We start from the raw sequence: 16,947 nt of genomic DNA, 5'->3' as shown, positions 1-16,947 counted from the left end.
TCTTAACTCGATTTGCGGTTAGCGCAGGCAAAAAAGGCCATAGCGATCGGTTGGGGGGTGGGGCTGATCCTAGCGTCCTCGGCTGAGGCGCAACCGCAGAGAGCTGAGCTTTGGCCTTATCCGCATCTTGTGTACCGGTGGCTTGAGCGCGCCTACGGACGGGGGGTGCTTGCCGTTCGAGGAGAAGAGGCCCCCCCGGTCGCACGCGCGCAGCTGCTGGAGCGCCTGCTCGCGGTCGATACCCTCAGGCTAGGCAGGCGAGATCGTGCGCTTTGGCGCAGCTGGGTCCGCGAGCTGCGAGATGAGCCCGCTCAGGAGGCGACCCTCTTTAAGCCCGGCTTCTGCAGCACCGCCTTGGAGCGGCACTTGTACACGTATCGAGACGAGCAGACGCGCTTTTTCCTGGACTTATCCTTAGGCGCGGAGCTGATGCGCGCCTTCGAAGGGGCTCGCTACATGGGGCCGGTTTCGCGTCTGGGAGGGCGCGTGTACGGAAGTGTGTTTGGGCGCGTGGGGTTTTTCCTGGATGCGCGAGCCATAGGGTATCGACCGGCGGAGTTGGGGCGTTTTGATCCCGTCTGGTCGCGCACGCAAAACGCGAGCATTCTCGAAGAGGGCTCCTATGACGTGCAGGCCTTCATAAACTACCACGCCACCCCCGTAGAGCTTGAACTAGGCCGGGGGCGGCTTCTGTACGGATCCGAGCCCGAATCCTCCCTGCTTTGGTCCGACAACCCCCCGTATGTGCCGTACCTGCGGCTGCGGCTAGCGTATCCGCGCCTGCAGTTTCATTTCTTGCATGCGGCGCTTTCGGAGCGGGCCATCGAAGTTCCGCTGCCAGAGGATCCGAGCAGAACAGGGTCCCTTAAGCGGCCTCGCTGGCTTGCCCTGCATCGGGTGCAGAGCGAACCCCTTCCGGGCTGGATATGGGCTTTTACGGAAGCGGTCGTATACGGCAACCGCGGCATGGAGCTGGCCTATTGGGTGCCCCTGTATCCGTTTCTGATCAGCGAAGATGAATTCGGTTTTCTGGACAACGTGCTCTGGACGCTTGAGACGCGCGTGCGCCTAAAAGGCGGCCTGCTGCTGCACGGAACATGGCTTATCGATAACCTCACTTTCAGCGGGCTTTTCACCGACACGCTCGACAACAAGCACGCCTTTCAGGTTGGCTTTCGCTGGTATGGCCCGGCGGGGTGGGAGGCCGGATGTTCGTACACGTACGTCGACCCTTTTGTGTATTCTCATCCCACGCCTTATAACGCATACCGCGAGCGCCAGTGGGGGATCGGACATCCCGCGGGGCCGAATGCCGACTCATGGCGCGCAACGCTCACTCGGTGGCTGCCCGGGCGCGGCCACCTGGAGTTTAGCATCAGCCATGTGCGCAAGGGTCTAAACGTCCTAGACGCTCAAGGTCGGCTTATCCGCAATGTGGGAGGAGACCTACTAGAGGGATCCGGTTCATTGTCGGAGGGCAAAAAACGCTTTCTTGTCTTAAGCGATCTTCATCGCTGGCTAGAGCTCAGCTTGGCCTTGCGCTGGGAACCGTGGCGCGCCTTTGTGCTCTGGTTTCGCTGGGAAAGGCGGCATATCCTAGAGGGAAACCGAATCCCGGAGCGTACGCTCTGGCGTCTGGGCCTGGAGGTGGGCCGCTAGCGCGGTCCTCACCGACATGCCGGAACGACATCTTCCACCTGAGGTGCGCCTCCGACTGGAGGCTATCGCCCGCCGTTACGGGGTGTCGCCGGATTACCTGCTCCTTGTAGCTGTGGAGCGCTTGCTTTCCGCTGAACGGCGACGCGAAGAGGCCGAGATGCGCCGCCTGGAGGCGCACATACGCCGCTACCGCGCTCTATTGGACCGAATCGGGGCTTGGCCGTAGCCCGCCCGATTGAACTTCCCACGGTGGGAGAGCTGCTCTGGCTCCACGAGGCGCTCTCTGAGCGTCTGGGCTGGGAAGAGGAGGTGCGGGAGCTTGCGGCCCTTGAGCTCGCTCTGGTGCTGCTTTACCGGGAGGCAGAGACAAGTCCCCGCCAAAGCCGAGCGATGCAAGTAGCCCGCTGCGGGGCGGTCCTGGTGCGGGGATTACTGGAGTACAGGCCCTTCCGACAAGGCAACGCCGCAACGGCTTGGATGGCCCTGGTGCGCTTTTTGGAGGCAAACGGCTTTGAACTGGCCGCTTCCGAAAACGCCTCCTCCAGAATGCTTTCCGCCTTAATCCGGGGGCACAAGGACATAGAGGCCTTCCGCTCCTGGCTTTTGCGTCGGCTCCGCAGCCGACCGGCTAGGGCTTTTTGAGCGGCCTTATGCGCAGGCGGGCTCGTGAGTCCGCCTGTTTTTTGCTCGCCTTGCTTTGAGGCGGCAAGGCGAGTGTTGTGGCTTGCGGAAGCTTGTCCTATCTTGCCCTGCCTTTTGCGGGAGGATGTATGCGGGTAGCATTTTTCGAGCTAGAGCCCTGGCAACCCGACTACCTCCGAAATGGGCTACAGCGCCTGGGCATCGCCGAAGCGGTTACAGTCTGCTTCTGCGCAGAGCCCCTCAGTTCCGCCACCGTCGCCCAGTACGCCGACAGCGAGGCGATCGCCGTCTTCATTTGGACCAAGCTCGACCGCGCTCTGCTGGAAGCCCTGCCGAACCTGCGGCTTGTGCTCACCATGTCGACGGGCTACGATCACATCGACCTGGCCACATGCCAAGAGCGCGGCATTACGGTCTGCAACGTGCCCCATTACGGGGAGAACACGGTTGCGGAACACACTTTTGCCTTGATCCTGTCGCTATCGCGCAAGCTGCATGCCGCCTATTTTCAGGGGCTGCGCGGTGAGTACCGGATTCCGGAGCTGCGCGGATTCGACCTCTACGGCAAGACGCTCGGCGTCATAGGTGCTGGCCACATCGGGCTGCACGTGATCCGGATCGCCCGCGGCTTTGGCATGCGCGTGCTGGCCTATGACGTCCGCCCCTATCCGCTGCTAGCGGAGGTGTTGGGCTTTGCGTACACGGACTTGGATACGCTGCTTAGGGAATCGGACATCGTCTCGCTACATGTGCCCGCGCAGCCCGACACGCATCACCTTATCAACCGGGAGACGCTGAGCAAAATGAAGCGCGGGGCGCTGCTCATCAACACGGCCCGGGGCAGCGTGGTCGATACGGAGGCGCTTCTGTGGGCGCTTAACGAGGGGATTCTAGCCGGCGCCGGACTGGATGTAATCGAAGGCGAGGAATACATAAAAGAGGAAAGCGCCCTGCTCAAGATGCCCGTCGCCGAGCAGACGTTTCGTCAGGTCGTGCAGGCCCACCTACTGCTTAAACGCGACAACGTGGTCTTCACCCCCCATATCGCCTTCAATAGCCAAGAGGCTGTGCAGCGCATCCTGGACACGACCCTGGAGAACCTGAAGGCCTTCCTGGCCGGCGGGCCACGAAATGTGGTAGGATAAACGCTCCGACCCCCTCTCGCTGGCCTCGGCAGAAGAGGTGAGCGTTGCGCTTAACGCGCTCGGGTTCTATGTTGGCTTTGCTCGAGTGAGGAGGTAGAACACTATGGGACGCACATTGTTGCTTGTGTTGTTCTGCGCATCTTCTGCGTTGGGGCAGATGCGCTCCATTGCCCCGGCCCCCGACAGGCGTCCAGGCGAAGGGGAGGGCCCGTTTGATCGGCTCATCCTGCGCGGGGCCATGCTCATAGACGGCACGGGGGCGCCGCCCATCGGGCCTGTGGACATCGTCATCGAGCGCAACCGCATTAGAGAGATCGTGCGCGTGGGCTATCCGGGGGTGCCCATCGATCCGGACCGCCGTCCGAAGGGTGCGACCAAGGAGTTGGACGTCTCGGGCATGTACGTACTGCCGGGCTTCATCGATACGCACGCCCACATCGGCGGGGCGGAGCAGGGCACACCTGCGGAGTACGTCTTCAAGCTCTGGATGGCGCACGGGATCACGACGATTCGGGATCCGGGCTCCGGCAACGGGCTCGATTGGGTCCTGGAGCATAAGCGCCGAAGTGCGGAAAACCGGATCGTGGCGCCCCGCATATATGCGTATGTGCGCTTCGGACAAGGGGCGCGCGAGCCCCTTACGACGCCCGAGGCGGCGCGAGCTTGGGTGCGCGAGGTCGCCAAGCGCGGAGCCGATGGTCTTAAGCTCGGGGCCTTGCCGCCGGAGATCATGGCCGCCACCATCGACGAGGCCCGCAAGCTCGGTTTGCGTACGGCCGCACACCTGGATCAGATGGGTGTAGCCCGGATGAACGCCCTCGACGCGGCCCGGTTGGGGCTGACGACCCTGGAGCACTGGTATGGGCTTCCGGAGGCGCTTTTCGTGGACCGGACCGTGCAGGATTTCCCGACTGACTACAACTACCAGGACGAACAGCATCGCTTCGGGCAAGCCGGCCGGCTCTGGAAGCAGGCCGCCCCGCCGGGAAGCCCCAAGTGGAACGCTGTCATGGAGGAGTTCCTGAAGTTGGGCTTCATCTTCAGCCCTACGCTTTCGATCTACGAGGCCAGTCGCGATCTCATGCGCGAGATGCGCGCCGAATGGCACGATCGCTACACGCTGCCCAGCTTGTGGCGCTTCTTTCAGCCCAGCCGCACCGCGCATGGATCGTACTGGTTTTACTGGACTACGCACGACGAAATCGAATGGAAGCGCAACTACCAGCTCTGGTTCCGCTGGCTAAACGAGTACAAGAACCGCGGCGGGCGCGTCGTAACGGGCTCCGACTCCGGATTCATCTTCAAGCTGTACGGCTTCGGCTACATCCGAGAGCTGGAGCTGCTGCAGGAGGCAGGCTTTCACCCCCTGGAGGTTGTACGAGCCGCCACCATGCACGGGGCCGAAGCCCTCGGCAACCCCGACATAGGCATTGTGGCCCCGGGCAAACTGGCCGACCTGGTGGTGGTGGCCGAAAACCCGCTAGAGAACTTCAAGGTGCTCTATGGCACGGGGTGGATCCGGCTCGATGAGGCGGGCCGCGTAACGCGCACCCGGGGGATCGTTTATACGATCAAGGACGGCATCCTCTACGACGCCAAGCGGCTGCTAGAGGACGCAGCGCGCATGGTTGAGGAGGCCAAGCGCCAGGAGGCGGCCGGATCGGGATCGTAGCACCCTTTTTCGAGAGTACCCCTCTGACCCTCCGGATATCAGGGTCGCGCCAGATCCCATGCAAGCGCCTTGCGTGGGCTCTCGATGGAAACGTATATTCGGACTCGTAAGTCTATTTTTGGAATGAAAAAGGGGGAATCGCCATTATGGTGCTTTCGCGGGCTTGCGAGTACGCCATTCAGGCCGTCCTGTACTTGGCGCAGCAAGACCCTGATCGGTTGGTGATGAGTAAGGAGATCGCTGAGCAACTGCATATCCCCAAGCATTTTCTGGCCAAGATCTTGCAGGATCTGGCCAAATCGGGCTTGGTCGAATCCTTTAAGGGGCCCACGGGGGGGTTTCGGTTGGCGGTGTCGGCCAGCCGCTTGACGCTCCTGGACGTTGTCGCTGCCGTCGATGGGCTGGGGATCTTTGAACGCTGCGGTATTGGGCTTAAGCAATGCTCCGATGACAACCCCTGTCCGATTCATGAGCGCTGGAAACCCGCTAGGCAGGCGATTCGCGATGTGCTCGGTCAGCGCTCGATCGCCGAGCTGATGCGGGAAAGCTCCATCCAACCCCGTGAAGAGTAACCTTGAAGCAGGAGGTGTCGAATGCCCTTTAGACGTCTGCTGGTGCCTCTGGATTTTTCGGATCGCTCTCCGGAGGCTTTGAAACTAGCGGCCCGCTTGGCGGAGCGTTTCGCCTCGGAGGCGATTCCGCTTTACGTGCTAGCTCCGCTGCCGGCCATCGATCCCGTATTGAGCCTGCCCTTTGAACTCTACGGTCCTGCGGCGGTGCCGGATGATGAGAAGCGCCGCCAGGAGGCGCTCGATTACCTGCGCACCTATTTGGCGGAGCAAGGATATCCAGCCTGGGCTCAGGCCGCTCAGGTGCGTCTGGGCGCCCCTGCCATAGGGATTGTAGAGGCGGCCCGCGAACTGCACTGCGATCTGATCCTACTGGGCACGCATGGGCGCTCCGGTCTGGCGCGGTGGCTGCTGGGCAGCACCACGGAGCGCGTGGTGCGAACCAGCTCCGTGCCCGTCTGGGTGTTTCGCGGGGAGCCGGAGCGCCCCATTCGGCACATTCTGCTTCCGACGGATTTTTCGGATCTGGCCGCTGAGGCCTACCCCTTGGCCGTGCAGCTGGCTCGGGCCTTCGAAGCCAAGATCACGCTCTTTTACGTGGCTGAGTACGTGCCTCTAAGCGATAGCCAGCTTTTGGAGCGCCTGCGCGCAGAGTACCAAGAGAAGCTGGAACGCGAGCGCCTGACCCGTTTTGGCGAAGAGGAGCGCCGCTGGGTGCAGGAGGCCTACCTGCAGTTCAACCTGGGCAGCTCAACGGCCGGGATTGTGGATTTTGCGGCCCGCAAGGAGATCGACCTCATTGTGATGTCCACGCACGGCTACTCCGGGCTTAAGCACATCCTGCTGGGCAGCACAACGGAGTACGTCGTGCGCCACGCTCCCTGCTCGGTGCTCACGATACGGCCTCCCGCTATGCGCTCGACCTGATAAGGAGGTTTTTCGTTTTGCGCCCCGCGCGGGTATAAGAGAAACCCCCCCATCGCGCAAGCGCCCTATAGCGGCCTCATAGCCTTCCGGCACGATTCTGGAGCGGAGAAGCGGTGCGTCCATCCCGGGCCCTCGCTGCGTGCTTGCGGCGGGGGCCTTTTTGTTGTCCCTGGGCGGACGCGTTGCGATGCCCCATCGGGAGCCTGTAATTTTTCCCATCCCAACGGGTCATGTGCTATGCGTTACGCCTACGATCCCCGTCGCATCGAGCCCAAATGGCAAGCTTATTGGGAGCGCCAGAAGACCTTTCGCACCCCCGATCCGGGCGATCCTGATTTCGATCCGGCCAGGCCGAAGTTCTACGTACTGGACATGTTCCCCTATCCCAGCGGGGCCGGTTTGCACGTAGGGCATCCGGAGGGCTACACGGCCACCGACATCTTGGCCCGCTACCGGCGCATGCGGGGCTATAACGTGCTGCATCCGATGGGCTGGGACGCCTTTGGGTTGCCAGCTGAGCAGTATGCGATCGAGACCAACACCCATCCTCGCCTGACTACGGAGCGCAACATCGCCCGTTTTCGGGAGCAGCTCAAAAGCCTGGGCTTTTCGTACGATTGGGATCGGGAGATCGACACCACGGACCCGGAGTATTACCGTTGGACGCAGTGGATTTTTCTGCAGCTCTACAAGCGGGGGTTAGCCTACGAGGCCGAGGTGCCCGTCAACTGGTGTCCGGCCCTGGGCACCGTGCTGGCCAACGAAGAGGTGATCGATGGCAAGTCCGAGCGCGGCGGCCATCCCGTCTACCGGCGCCCGATGCGCCAGTGGATGCTGCGCATTACGGCTTATGCCGAGCGGCTTCTGCAGGATCTGGATCTTCTGGACTGGCCGGAAAACATCAAGGAGATGCAGCGCCATTGGATCGGCCGCTCCGAGGGCGCGGAGATCGAGTTCCCCGTCGTAGGCTTGCAGGAGCGCATTCGGGTCTTCACTACGCGCCCGGATACGCTTTTCGGGGCCACATACATGGTCTTGGCTCCGGAGCATGAGCTCGTCATGCGCATCACCACGGCCGAACAGCGTCCGCTTGTGGAAGCCTACCGCGAACAGGCGGCCCGCAAGTCGGATCTAGAACGCACCGAGCTGGGCCGGCAAAAGACGGGCGTCTTCACGGGGGGTTATGCGATCAACCCCGCCACGGGACGGCAGATCCCGATATGGATCGCCGACTACGTGTTGGCCCACTACGGCACGGGGGCTATTATGGGTGTGCCCGGCCACGATGAGCGGGACTGGGCCTTTGCTCGCGCCCATGGGCTGCCGATTGTGGAGGTGGTCCAGGGCGGCGACTTGGAAAAGGGCGCCTATTTGGGGGACGGCCTCCATGTAAACTCGCGCAATGCCGAACTCTCCCTAGACGGCTTGTACAACGAAGAGGCCAAGCGTGCCGTCGTCGCCTGGCTGGAGCGCAAGGGTCTGGGCCGGGCTTGCGTGCAATACCGGTTGCGGGATTGGCTCTTTAGCCGGCAGCGCTACTGGGGTGAACCCTTCCCCATCGTGCATGAGGTGGACGCCGAGGGCAGGCGCCTAGCCACCTACCCGCTGGACGAATCCGAGCTACCCGTTTTGCTGCCGGATTTGGAGGACTTTCGCCCTCAGCCGGTTCCGGATCCCGATGCGGAGCCTCAGCCGCCTCTGGCGCGCGCCCTCGATTGGGTGCGCGTGCGCGGTTGGGTGACCCCGGAGGGCACGGTACGCCTGCTCAAGCCCGGACAGGAGCCTCCCCCCGGGGTGCAGGTGCGCACCTTCCATAGGGAGACGAACACCATGCCGCAATGGGCCGGTTCCTGCTGGTATTACCTGCGCTACCTAGATCCCCGAAACCCGAGGCGGCCCTTTGATCTCGAAAAAGAGCGCTACTGGATGCCCGTAGACCTTTACGTCGGCGGGGCCGAGCACGCCGTCTTGCACCTTCTGTACGCGCGTTTTTGGCACAAGGTGCTCTACGATCTGGGGATCGTCTCCACGCCCGAGCCCTTTATGAAGCTCGTCAATCAGGGCTTGATCCTTGGGGAGCTCGAGTTCACCCTGTTTCTGGACGAACGCGGAGAGCCCGTATCGGCTGAGTTTGTTGAAGAGACGGGCGAGGCGAGCTACGCCGATCGCCGCACCCAGAGGCCCGTATACGGCCGCAAGATCACGGCCGATGACGTAGAGAAACGTGGCGAGCACTTTGTGCTGCGTCATCAGCCCGAGATCCGCGTCGATGCCCGGGCCTACAAGATGAGCAAGAGCCGGGGTAACGTGGTCAATCCCGATGAGATCGTCCGGCAATACGGCGCCGACGCCCTGCGGCTTTATGAGATGTTCATGGGACCCCTGGAGGACACCAAGCCCTGGAGCACGCGCGGGGTGGAGGGCGTCTACCGCTTTCTGCAGCGCCTCTGGCGCTTGTACGTGGACGAGGCGACCGGAACACTGCGCGTAAGCGATCAAGAGCCCCAGCGCGAGCAGCTGCGCCTGCTGCATGAGACCATTCGTAAGGTGACCGAGGACACCGAACGCATGCGTTTCAACACGGCCATCGCCCAGATGATGATCTTCGTAAACGAGGCCGCTCGATGGGCCGTCTTCCCCCGGGCGGTGGCCGAGCCCTTTGTGCTGCTCATCAGCCCCTATGCGCCCCACATAGCCGAGGAGCTCTGGGAGCGCCTGGGGCATGATCGGACGCTCGCTTACGAACCCTGGCCAGAGTACGATCCGGAGTTTCTGGTACGTGAGGAGGCCGTCGTGGTCGTACAGGTAAACGGCCGGGTTCGGGCTAGCGTCCGGGTGCCCGCAGGCAGTTCGCAGGAGTCTGTTCTAGAGCAGGCTCTGCGGGAGCCAAACGTGCAACGTCACACGGACGGCAAATCCATTCGGCGCGTCGTGTTCGTGCCGGACCGGCTCCTCAACCTCGTAGTGTGAGCCAATCGCGTCGTGGTGGGCGAGCTCGTCGTCCTCTTTGCTCTGCTAGCCCTGGGTCTCGGACTGGGCAGCGCCTCCTGGCGGGGGGTCTCTCTGGGTCCCGCGGCCATGCTGGTAGTGGCGTTGCTGGCCGGTCATATGGGCCTGGAGCTTCCTGGGGTGCTGCGCGAGCTGGGGCTTGTGCTTTTTCTCTACACCGTAGGCCTGCAGGCGGGCCCGGGGTTTTTCGAGGCCCTGCGCCAGGAGGGGATCCGGCCCCATCTGGCCGTCCTGGCCATGATCGGCGTTGTGCTGTTGGGCACCTGGGGGTTCCGGATGCTGTTTCCGGACCTGGACCCCCGGCTGTGGGTGGGGGTTTTTGCTGGCGCGCTCACCTCGACGCCCGGTCTGGCCGTGGCCGTGGAAGCCATGCGCAGTTCGGTTCCGATCGTGGGCTACACGCTTAGTTATCCTTTGGGGATGTTGGCCGCCGTGGTGGGCATTCGCCTGCTCCCGCGGTGGTTGGGTTGGGATCTAGAGGCCGCCCGGCGCGCCTGGGAGGCTGAGCAACGCCGCAGAAGCCCCGCGCGCATCGCGCGCAACTTTCGCATTACGAACCCAAACTTGGACGGACGCACTTTCCGGGAGCTCGATCTGGGCCGCGCCTTTGGGGTGGTGATCAGTCGCCACGCCCAAGACGATTGGGTTCTGCCGCCGCATCCAGACCGCGTGGTGCGCCTGGGGGATCGCGTTCGAGCCATAGGCACGCCCGAGGAGCTTGAGCGCTTCGCCCTCTTCGTAGGCCAGCCCATCGAAGAGGAGCTGCCCTTTAGCGGCGGCTTTACCTCGGCGGAGGTGCTCGTAACCCATCGCGCCGTCGTGGGGCGCACGCTTCGGGAGCTGGATCTTTTCCGATCCTACGGGGTGACCGTGGCTCGCATCCAGCGGGCCGGCCTGGATGTGCCCCCCACGGGCAATCAGACGCTCGAGATGGGCGATAAGCTGGTGCTGGTCGGACCTGAGGTCGCCATTCCCGACGTGGTGCGCCTGCTGGGCAACGACATCCGCCGGCTGGGGGAAACGGATTGGGCTCCGGCGGCGCTGGGCATCGCGTTGGGGTTGTGGCTGGGTTCCCTGCCTCTGGGTCCGTTGCGGCTTGGCACAGCCGGTGGGGTCCTGCTTGCGGGGCTTGTGCTGGGCCGGCTGGGCAAGACGGGCCCCATACTGTGGCGCATGTCCACGGCCGGAGCCGGTCTATTGCGCCAACTCGGCGTGAGTTTGTTTTTGGCTGTCGTAGGCGTGGAGGCCGGATCGGCCCTTGAGCCCGCTTTGCGAAGCGGCGGATGGCGGGTCGCCCTCATGGGGGCGGGCCTGACGGTCGCCGCGCTGCTCGTGGGGGCTTATTGGCTTCGCCGGTGGGCCTACAACCCTCTACTCGCCTTAGGCGTTCTCTGCGGCGGGATGACCTCTGGGGTCGCGCTCTCCTCTGTCTCCCAGATGAGCGATTCCGAGGCCCCCTCTATGGCCTACGCTTTGGTCTATCCCGTGGCCCTGATGCTTACGATTGCGGGGGCGCGGTTGCTGGCAGCCCTTTAGGGCCCATGTTGCGCAGGCCCGATCGGGCTTTCTACTTTCACGCGGCTCTTTGGGCCGCGAAAACCGTATGCAAGCGATCCTGTTTTCTCTTTTCGGCGCCCTGGCTATTGCGGGGGCGGTGGGCGTAATCGCCGCGCGCAACCCCGTATACAGCGCCCTATCTTTGGTGCTGAACTTCTTCAGCCTAGCCGGTCTGTACCTGTCGCTTGAGGCGCAGTTTTTGGCCGTCGCCCAGGTGATCGTCTATGCGGGGGCCATCGTGGTGCTGTTTCTGTTCGTGATCATGCTGTTGAACCTACAGCCCGAGTCCCTGCCTCGTCTGCGCCTGGATCTGACGGGGCTGCTGGCGCTGCTTCTAGGTGCAGGCCTTCTGATGGGCATCGGCGCCGGGCTTTGGGCCTTCGCCCGGACCGCTTTTGAGAGGAATCCAGAGCCCAGCTCCGTGGGGACGGTCGACTCTTTGGGTCGGACGTTGTTTTCCACTTACCTAGTGGGCTTTGAGCTTGTGGCCTTGTTGCTTCTGGTGGCCATGATCGGCGCCGTGATGTTGGCCAAGCGACGTTTTAAGTAAGATAAAGAAAGCCGCGCCGTGGTTCCGATAGCCGGATATCTCGCCTTGAGCGCGCTCCTGTTTGTGCTGGGCGTCGTGGGGGTGCTTTTGCGCCGAAGTGCAATCGTCATCTTCATGTGCGTGGAGATGATGCTCAACGCCGCCAACCTGTCCCTTGTGGCCTTCTCGCGCGCCCTAGCCGACCCCACGGGCCAGGTGTTGGTTTTCTTTGTCATGTGCGTGGCCGCGGCCGAAGTCGCCGTGGGGCTAGCCCTGGTGATCGCGCTCTTCCGCAATCGGGAGACGCTCGACGTCGATCAAATCCGTTTGCTTCGGGGTTGAGGCGAACATGCCGGAGTGGACGCCTTGGCTGGTGGGGCTTCCCCTGGTGGGGTTCTGCGTAAACGGCCTAGCGGGCCTGCTTTGGCCGCGCTACCGCCGCTGGGAGCGTTGGATAGGGGCGCTGAGCACAGGGCTTGTCCTAGGCGCTTTCGCCATCGCCCTGGGGCTTTTCCTGGGGGTTCCCGCTGAGGAGCTACCCCTGCGCGTGGTGCTGTACCCGTGGATCGCCTCTGGCGATTTTGCGGCCGCGTTCGCTTTTCGTTTGGATGCCCTCTCCTTGCTGATGGCCCTCATTGTAACGGGCGTAGGCGCGCTGATTCACCTCTACTCGATCGGCTACATGCGCGGGGAGGCAGGCTATTGGCGCTACTTTGCGCATCTTAACCTCTTCATCGCCGCGATGCTTCTGCTCGTGCTCGCCGATAACCTGCTTTTGCTCTTTTTGGGCTGGGAGGGGGTGGGGCTGTGTTCGTATCTGCTCATCGGACACGGGTACGAGGATCCGGCCAAGGCCTTTGCGGCGCGCAAGGCCTTTGTCGTCAACCGCATCGGGGATTTCGCCTTTCTTGTGGGCCTTTTGTGGCTCTTTCGCGAGGTCGGTTCCTTAGATTTGGGCCCCGTCTTGGAGCGGGGTTCAAGCATCGGGCCCGAAACCCTGGCCGGAATCGGGCTGCTTCTGTTTATCGGGGCCACGGGCAAAAGCGCTCAGATCCCGCTTTTCGTCTGGCTTCCGGACGCCATGGCGGGCCCCACGCCCGTCTCCGCCCTCATACACGCGGCCACCATGGTGACGGCCGGGGTGTACCTGTTTGCCCGGCTCTCCCCGCTGTATGGGCTCTCGCCGGACCTGCTCGCCTTCGTCGCCGCCGTGGGCCTGATTACGGCCCTTATGGCCGCTACGATCGCCCTGACGCAATACGATATCAAGAAGGTGTTGGCCTACTCGACCATTTCCCAACTCGGCTTCATGTTCCTAGGCGTGGGCGTGGGAGCCTTCTCGGCGGCGATTTTTCATGTGCTTACGCACGCCTTCTTTAAGGCCGCGCTCTTCTTGGGCGCAGGCGCCGTCATACACGCGCTAAAGGGAGAGCAGGACATCCGGCGCATGGGCGGGCTACGGGCCCACATGCCGTGGACGTACCGGGTTTTCCTGCTAGCCAGCTTGGCTATGGCCGGTCTACCTCCGCTTGCCGGCTTTTTTTCGAAAGACAAGATCTTGGCCGCCGTGCTGGGCTCTGGCGGTTTGCTCCTGTGGGCGCTCGCCCTTCTGGGCGCGGCCCTGACCGCGGCCTACATCATGCGGCTGTGTGTGCTCGTCTTTCATGGGCCTCCGCGTGCTGCTTATGGCGCGCACCCTCACGAGGCGCCGCTCGTCATGTTGGTTCCGCTGGTGCTATTGGGGCTGGGCTCGCTTGCGGCGGGCTGGCTGGGGTGGCCCTCTTTTGTGGGCCATGGGGCCTGGGATTGGATCGGCCTGTGGCTAGCCGCAAGCGTCGTGGACGAGCCCCATGAGCTACCGATCGGTCTGGAGCTCGGGGCGCTGCTGGTTTCGGCGCTTGTGGCCCTGGTGGGGGCATGGGCTGCCTGGCGTTTCTGGGGCCGACATGGGCTAGAGGCCGATCGACGGCTTGAGCGGCGCCTGGGTTCGTTTTACGCGCTGTGCCGCGATCAATACCGAGTCGACGCGCTCTATGAACGCCTCATAGTGCGCCCCATGCTGCAGCGATCGGAGCGGCCCCTTCGATGGACGGAGCGCCACCTGGTCGGTGGCCTTACGGAGCTGGTCTCCTGGCTTGCGCTGCAAGTAGGGCTAGGGGTGCGGCGGCTTGCCAGCGGCTTTGTATCCCTGTATGCGCTGCTCATGCTTTTGGGCGCCCTGGGGGTGCTACTATGGTTTCTTTGGCGCGCAGGGGGTCTGTAGTCGCTGGGGGATTGGGTTATGCTATCGTATCCGCTTAGCACGCTCATCATCCTACCGTGGCTGGGGGCCCTGCTAGTGGCGCTGGTGCGCCGACCCACCTTGGCGCGGCTTCTGGCCTCCGGGGTGAGCCTGCTAGTGGTGTGCTGGACGGCTTACGTCTGGATGCGCTTTTTGCCGGATCGGGCCGGGGGGTTACAGCTTGCCGAGCGCTTGGGGCCCTGGATCGCGGGCTTCGACGTATCCTACTACGTGGCCTTGGACGGCCTCAATCTGCCTTTCTTGGTCATGGTGGCCCTTTTGGGCTTCCTCGTCATCTGGGGCTCTTGGGCGGTCCCCCGGGCGCATGAGGCGGCCTACTACGCCTTGTTGCTGCTGCTCATGGGCGCTCTCTTTGGGGCGTTTTTGGCCGTGGATCTGGTGCTGTTTTACGTCTTCTTTGAGCTTACTCTTATCCCCGCCTTCTTCCTCATCGGCCTGTGGGGGCGGCAGGAGGCCTGGGGCGCGGCGCTTCGGTTTCTGCTGTATACCCTCGTGGGCTCTTTGCTGTTGCTGGTGGCCATTCTCTACGTGGGCGTTGAAGCGGGGCGGGCTTTCAACAACTCCGTTTTCACGGCCGACTGGCTGCGCATAAGCCGCCAGTACCTGCCTGAGCTCAAGGAGCAATATTGGCTCTTGGGGGCCTTTGCGCTGGCCTTCGTCATCAAGGCCGGCCTTGTGCCCGTGCACGCCTGGCTTCCGGCCGCGTATGCCGAGGGCCCCCCGCTGCTTATAGGGCTTTCAAAGCTGGGCGTCTACGGGATGCTGCGTTGGGGAGCGCCCCTGTTTCCGAGCGCCTGGGAGGGGCTTGTCTCGATGGGGGCCATCTTGGGCCTGCTAAGCGTGCTCTACGGCGGGCTTTTGGCTTATTCGGAGCGCGACGCGCGGCGCGCTCTGGCCTACGGCTCGATCGCGCATATGGGGCTGCTGTTTTTGGGTCTTTCGGCCACCACCGCGGAGGCCTGGCAGGGGGTGATCTGGCAAGCCGTGATGAGCACCTGGATCGTGGCCGGACTTTTTGTGCTGCTAGCTGATCTAGAGCGCCGATTGGGCGGCTTGCTCGCCCCCGAGCTCTACGGGGGATGGGCGGGACCGCTCCCCCTGCAGGCGGCCTTTTTCGGGGTCTTGGTGCTCGCCTTCATCGGACTTCCGGGGCTAGCCGGTTTCGTCGGCGAATGGCTTATTCTGCTGGGCGCCTTCCGAAGCCCCCTGCTGGATTCGGGCTGGTATGCTGCCATTGCCGCCTCGGGCGTGGTGCTTGCGGCTGTTTACATGTTGCGGCTTTTTGAGCGCCTCTTCTGGGGTCCGCTTAAGCGCGTCCCGAACCCAGGCCCCTCCTGGGGCCTGTTTGGCCTTCTGCCTGCTCTGGCCCTGGTGCTCGGGTTCGGCCTTGCGCCCCGCTATGGGCTGTATCGATCAGAAGCGCAGCTGACCTATCTGCTGGAGCTGCGGGCGCAGCGGGTGCAGCAGCTGCAAGAAAGCAATCGGCGATCGGATCGACTTTTGCCTTCCCCCGATCCCGTCGCAACCGACGGGATGGTTTTTCCCCGATAGATCGGAGGTGCCCATGCTCGCAAACTGGCTTTTGGGATTCTGGTACTTCGCCGCCGAGGCGGCGCAGGACATCCAGTGGTTCGCTCAAGAGTACGAATTCTGGATTGCCACGGGGATCTTTTTGGCCGTCTACGTGGCCATTGTCTTTTACGAGAAAAAGCTCCACAAGACCATCATCGCCCTCCTGGGGGCGGCGGCGATGCTTACGCTGCACATCACAGAGCAGGATCAGAGCTTTTACACGCACGAGTACGGCGTCGATTGGAACGTGATCTTCCTGCTCATGGGCATGATGGTCATCATCAACGTGCTCAAGGAGACGGGCCTATTCGAGTACGTGGCCGTCTGGTCGGTGCACGTATCGCGTGGCAATCCCACCCTGATCCTGGTCGTGCTCAACCTGGCCACAGCGTTTTTTTCCGCTTTTCTGGACAACGTGACCACGGTGTTGTTGATGGCGCCTGTGACTATTGCCATCTGCAAGGATCTGAAAATCACCCCTGTACCGTTTTTGATCTCCGAGGCCCTGGCTTCAAACATCGGGGGCACGGCCACGCTCATCGGGGATCCCCCGAACATCATGATCGCCTCCCGCACCGGGCTTTCCTTCATGGAGTTTATCACCAACCTGGGCCCGGCTGTGCTGCTCATCCTGCTTTTCTATGTGCCCGTGCTGCGCTGGGTCTTTGCCCGCGGGATTCGGGTCTCGGAACAAGACCGGTTGCGGATTCTGGCCCTGGATCCGAAATCCCAAATCAAAGACTGGGTGCTATTGCGCAAATCGCTCCTGGTGCTGGCTCTTGTCATTGTAGGCTTTGCCGTGCACGGGGTGCTGCACTATCAGCCCGCTACGGTGGCGCTGGCCGGGGCCGCGCTTCTGCTCGCTTTGCGGCGCCATAATCCCCATCACACCCTAGCCGAGGTCGAATGGAATACGATCTTTTTCTTTATCGGCCTTTTCATCGTCATCGGGGGTATTGTGCGCGTAGGGCTCATCAAGCTATTGGCCGAGCAAGCGCTGCTGCTCACCCAGGGCGACTTGTTTAAGACCTCCATACTTATCCTCTGGGTTTCCGCGGTGTTGTCGGCCTTCGTGGACAACATCCCCTACGTGGCCACTATGAACCCCTTAATCATCGAAATGGCCCAGAGCCTTTTTCCGGACGTCGCGGCCCAGGTGCGAGCCGGGGAGCTTCCGGCCTCGGCCTTGATCAAACATCCGGATCTTATTCCGGTCTGGTGGTCGCTTGCGCTGGGCGCCTGCCTGGGGGGCAACGGCACCTATATCGGGGCCTCTGCGAACGTGATCGTGGTGGGGCTGGCCGAACGGGCCCGTCATAAAATCACGTTCGTGGAGTTCTTCAAGTACGGTTTTCCGATCATGA

14 protein-coding genes are annotated in these 16,947 nt (G+C 62.7%); all 14 read left to right on the top strand.

Annotation, left to right across the window (positions count from 1 at the left end; all coding sequences use genetic code 11):
* Positions 1-57: 57 nt before the first annotated feature.
* The gene (locus NZ993_07960; protein ID MCS7155725.1) at positions 58-1,659 is read left to right on the top strand and encodes a hypothetical protein; all 1,602 of its coding nucleotides are present in this window, start codon (positions 58-60) and stop codon (positions 1,657-1,659) included.
* Positions 1,660-1,675: 16 nt separating this feature from the next.
* Positions 1,676-1,885 carry a hypothetical protein gene (locus NZ993_07955; GenBank protein ID MCS7155724.1) on the top strand — a complete coding sequence of 70 codons (210 nt, stop codon included), beginning with the start codon at positions 1,676-1,678 and terminating at the stop codon, positions 1,883-1,885.
* Positions 1,876-2,301, top strand: coding sequence for a hypothetical protein (locus tag NZ993_07950; protein MCS7155723.1), 426 nt, complete (start codon positions 1,876-1,878; stop codon positions 2,299-2,301). The genes NZ993_07955 and NZ993_07950 overlap by 10 nt, the downstream gene beginning before the upstream one ends.
* A 128-nt stretch (positions 2,302-2,429) precedes the next feature.
* Positions 2,430-3,446 (top strand): hydroxyacid dehydrogenase, encoded by a 1,017-nt coding sequence (locus tag NZ993_07945; protein ID MCS7155722.1) that lies wholly within the window; start codon positions 2,430-2,432, stop codon positions 3,444-3,446.
* 157 nt (positions 3,447-3,603) lie between these two features.
* Complete coding sequence (locus tag NZ993_07940; protein MCS7155721.1) at positions 3,604-5,118, top strand: amidohydrolase family protein; 1,515 nt, start codon at positions 3,604-3,606, stop codon at positions 5,116-5,118.
* Positions 5,119-5,264: 146 nt separating this feature from the next.
* A complete protein-coding gene (locus NZ993_07935) occupies positions 5,265-5,690 on the top strand; it encodes an RrF2 family transcriptional regulator (GenBank protein MCS7155720.1) in 426 nt (141 codons plus the stop codon).
* A gap of 21 nt (positions 5,691-5,711) precedes the next feature.
* Positions 5,712-6,614: a universal stress protein gene (locus NZ993_07930; protein ID MCS7155719.1), complete on the top strand. Its 903-nt coding sequence runs from the start codon at positions 5,712-5,714 to the stop codon at positions 6,612-6,614.
* 237 nt (positions 6,615-6,851) lie between these two features.
* On the top strand, positions 6,852-9,584 hold the full coding sequence (gene leuS, locus NZ993_07925; GenBank protein MCS7155718.1) for a leucine--tRNA ligase: 2,733 nt from the start codon (positions 6,852-6,854) through the stop codon (positions 9,582-9,584).
* 12 nt (positions 9,585-9,596) lie between these two features.
* Complete coding sequence (locus NZ993_07920) at positions 9,597-11,159, top strand: hypothetical protein (GenBank protein ID MCS7155717.1); 1,563 nt, start codon at positions 9,597-9,599, stop codon at positions 11,157-11,159.
* Positions 11,160-11,226: 67 nt separating this feature from the next.
* Positions 11,227-11,730 (top strand): NADH-quinone oxidoreductase subunit J, encoded by a 504-nt coding sequence (locus NZ993_07915; protein MCS7155716.1) that lies wholly within the window; start codon positions 11,227-11,229, stop codon positions 11,728-11,730.
* An 18-nt stretch (positions 11,731-11,748) separates the two neighbouring features.
* Positions 11,749-12,051, top strand: a complete 303-nt coding sequence (gene nuoK, locus NZ993_07910) for an NADH-quinone oxidoreductase subunit NuoK (GenBank protein ID MCS7155715.1) — start codon at positions 11,749-11,751, stop codon at positions 12,049-12,051.
* A gap of 7 nt (positions 12,052-12,058) precedes the next feature.
* A complete protein-coding gene (gene nuoL / locus NZ993_07905) occupies positions 12,059-13,972 on the top strand; it encodes an NADH-quinone oxidoreductase subunit L (protein ID MCS7155714.1) in 1,914 nt (637 codons plus the stop codon).
* 18 nt (positions 13,973-13,990) lie between these two features.
* Positions 13,991-15,562, top strand: coding sequence for an NADH-quinone oxidoreductase subunit M (locus NZ993_07900; protein ID MCS7155713.1), 1,572 nt, complete (start codon positions 13,991-13,993; stop codon positions 15,560-15,562).
* Positions 15,563-15,575: 13 nt separating this feature from the next.
* Positions 15,576-16,947, top strand: a 1,372-nt coding sequence (locus NZ993_07895; protein MCS7155712.1) for an ArsB/NhaD family transporter, incomplete at its 3' end; no start/stop codon positions are given.

The sequence above is a fragment of the Bacteroidota bacterium genome (assembly GCA_025059945.1).
Taxonomy (GTDB): Bacteria; Bacteroidota; Rhodothermia; order JANXDC01; family JANXDC01; genus JANXDC01.
This window is presented reverse-complemented; position numbering and strand designations above follow the sequence as displayed.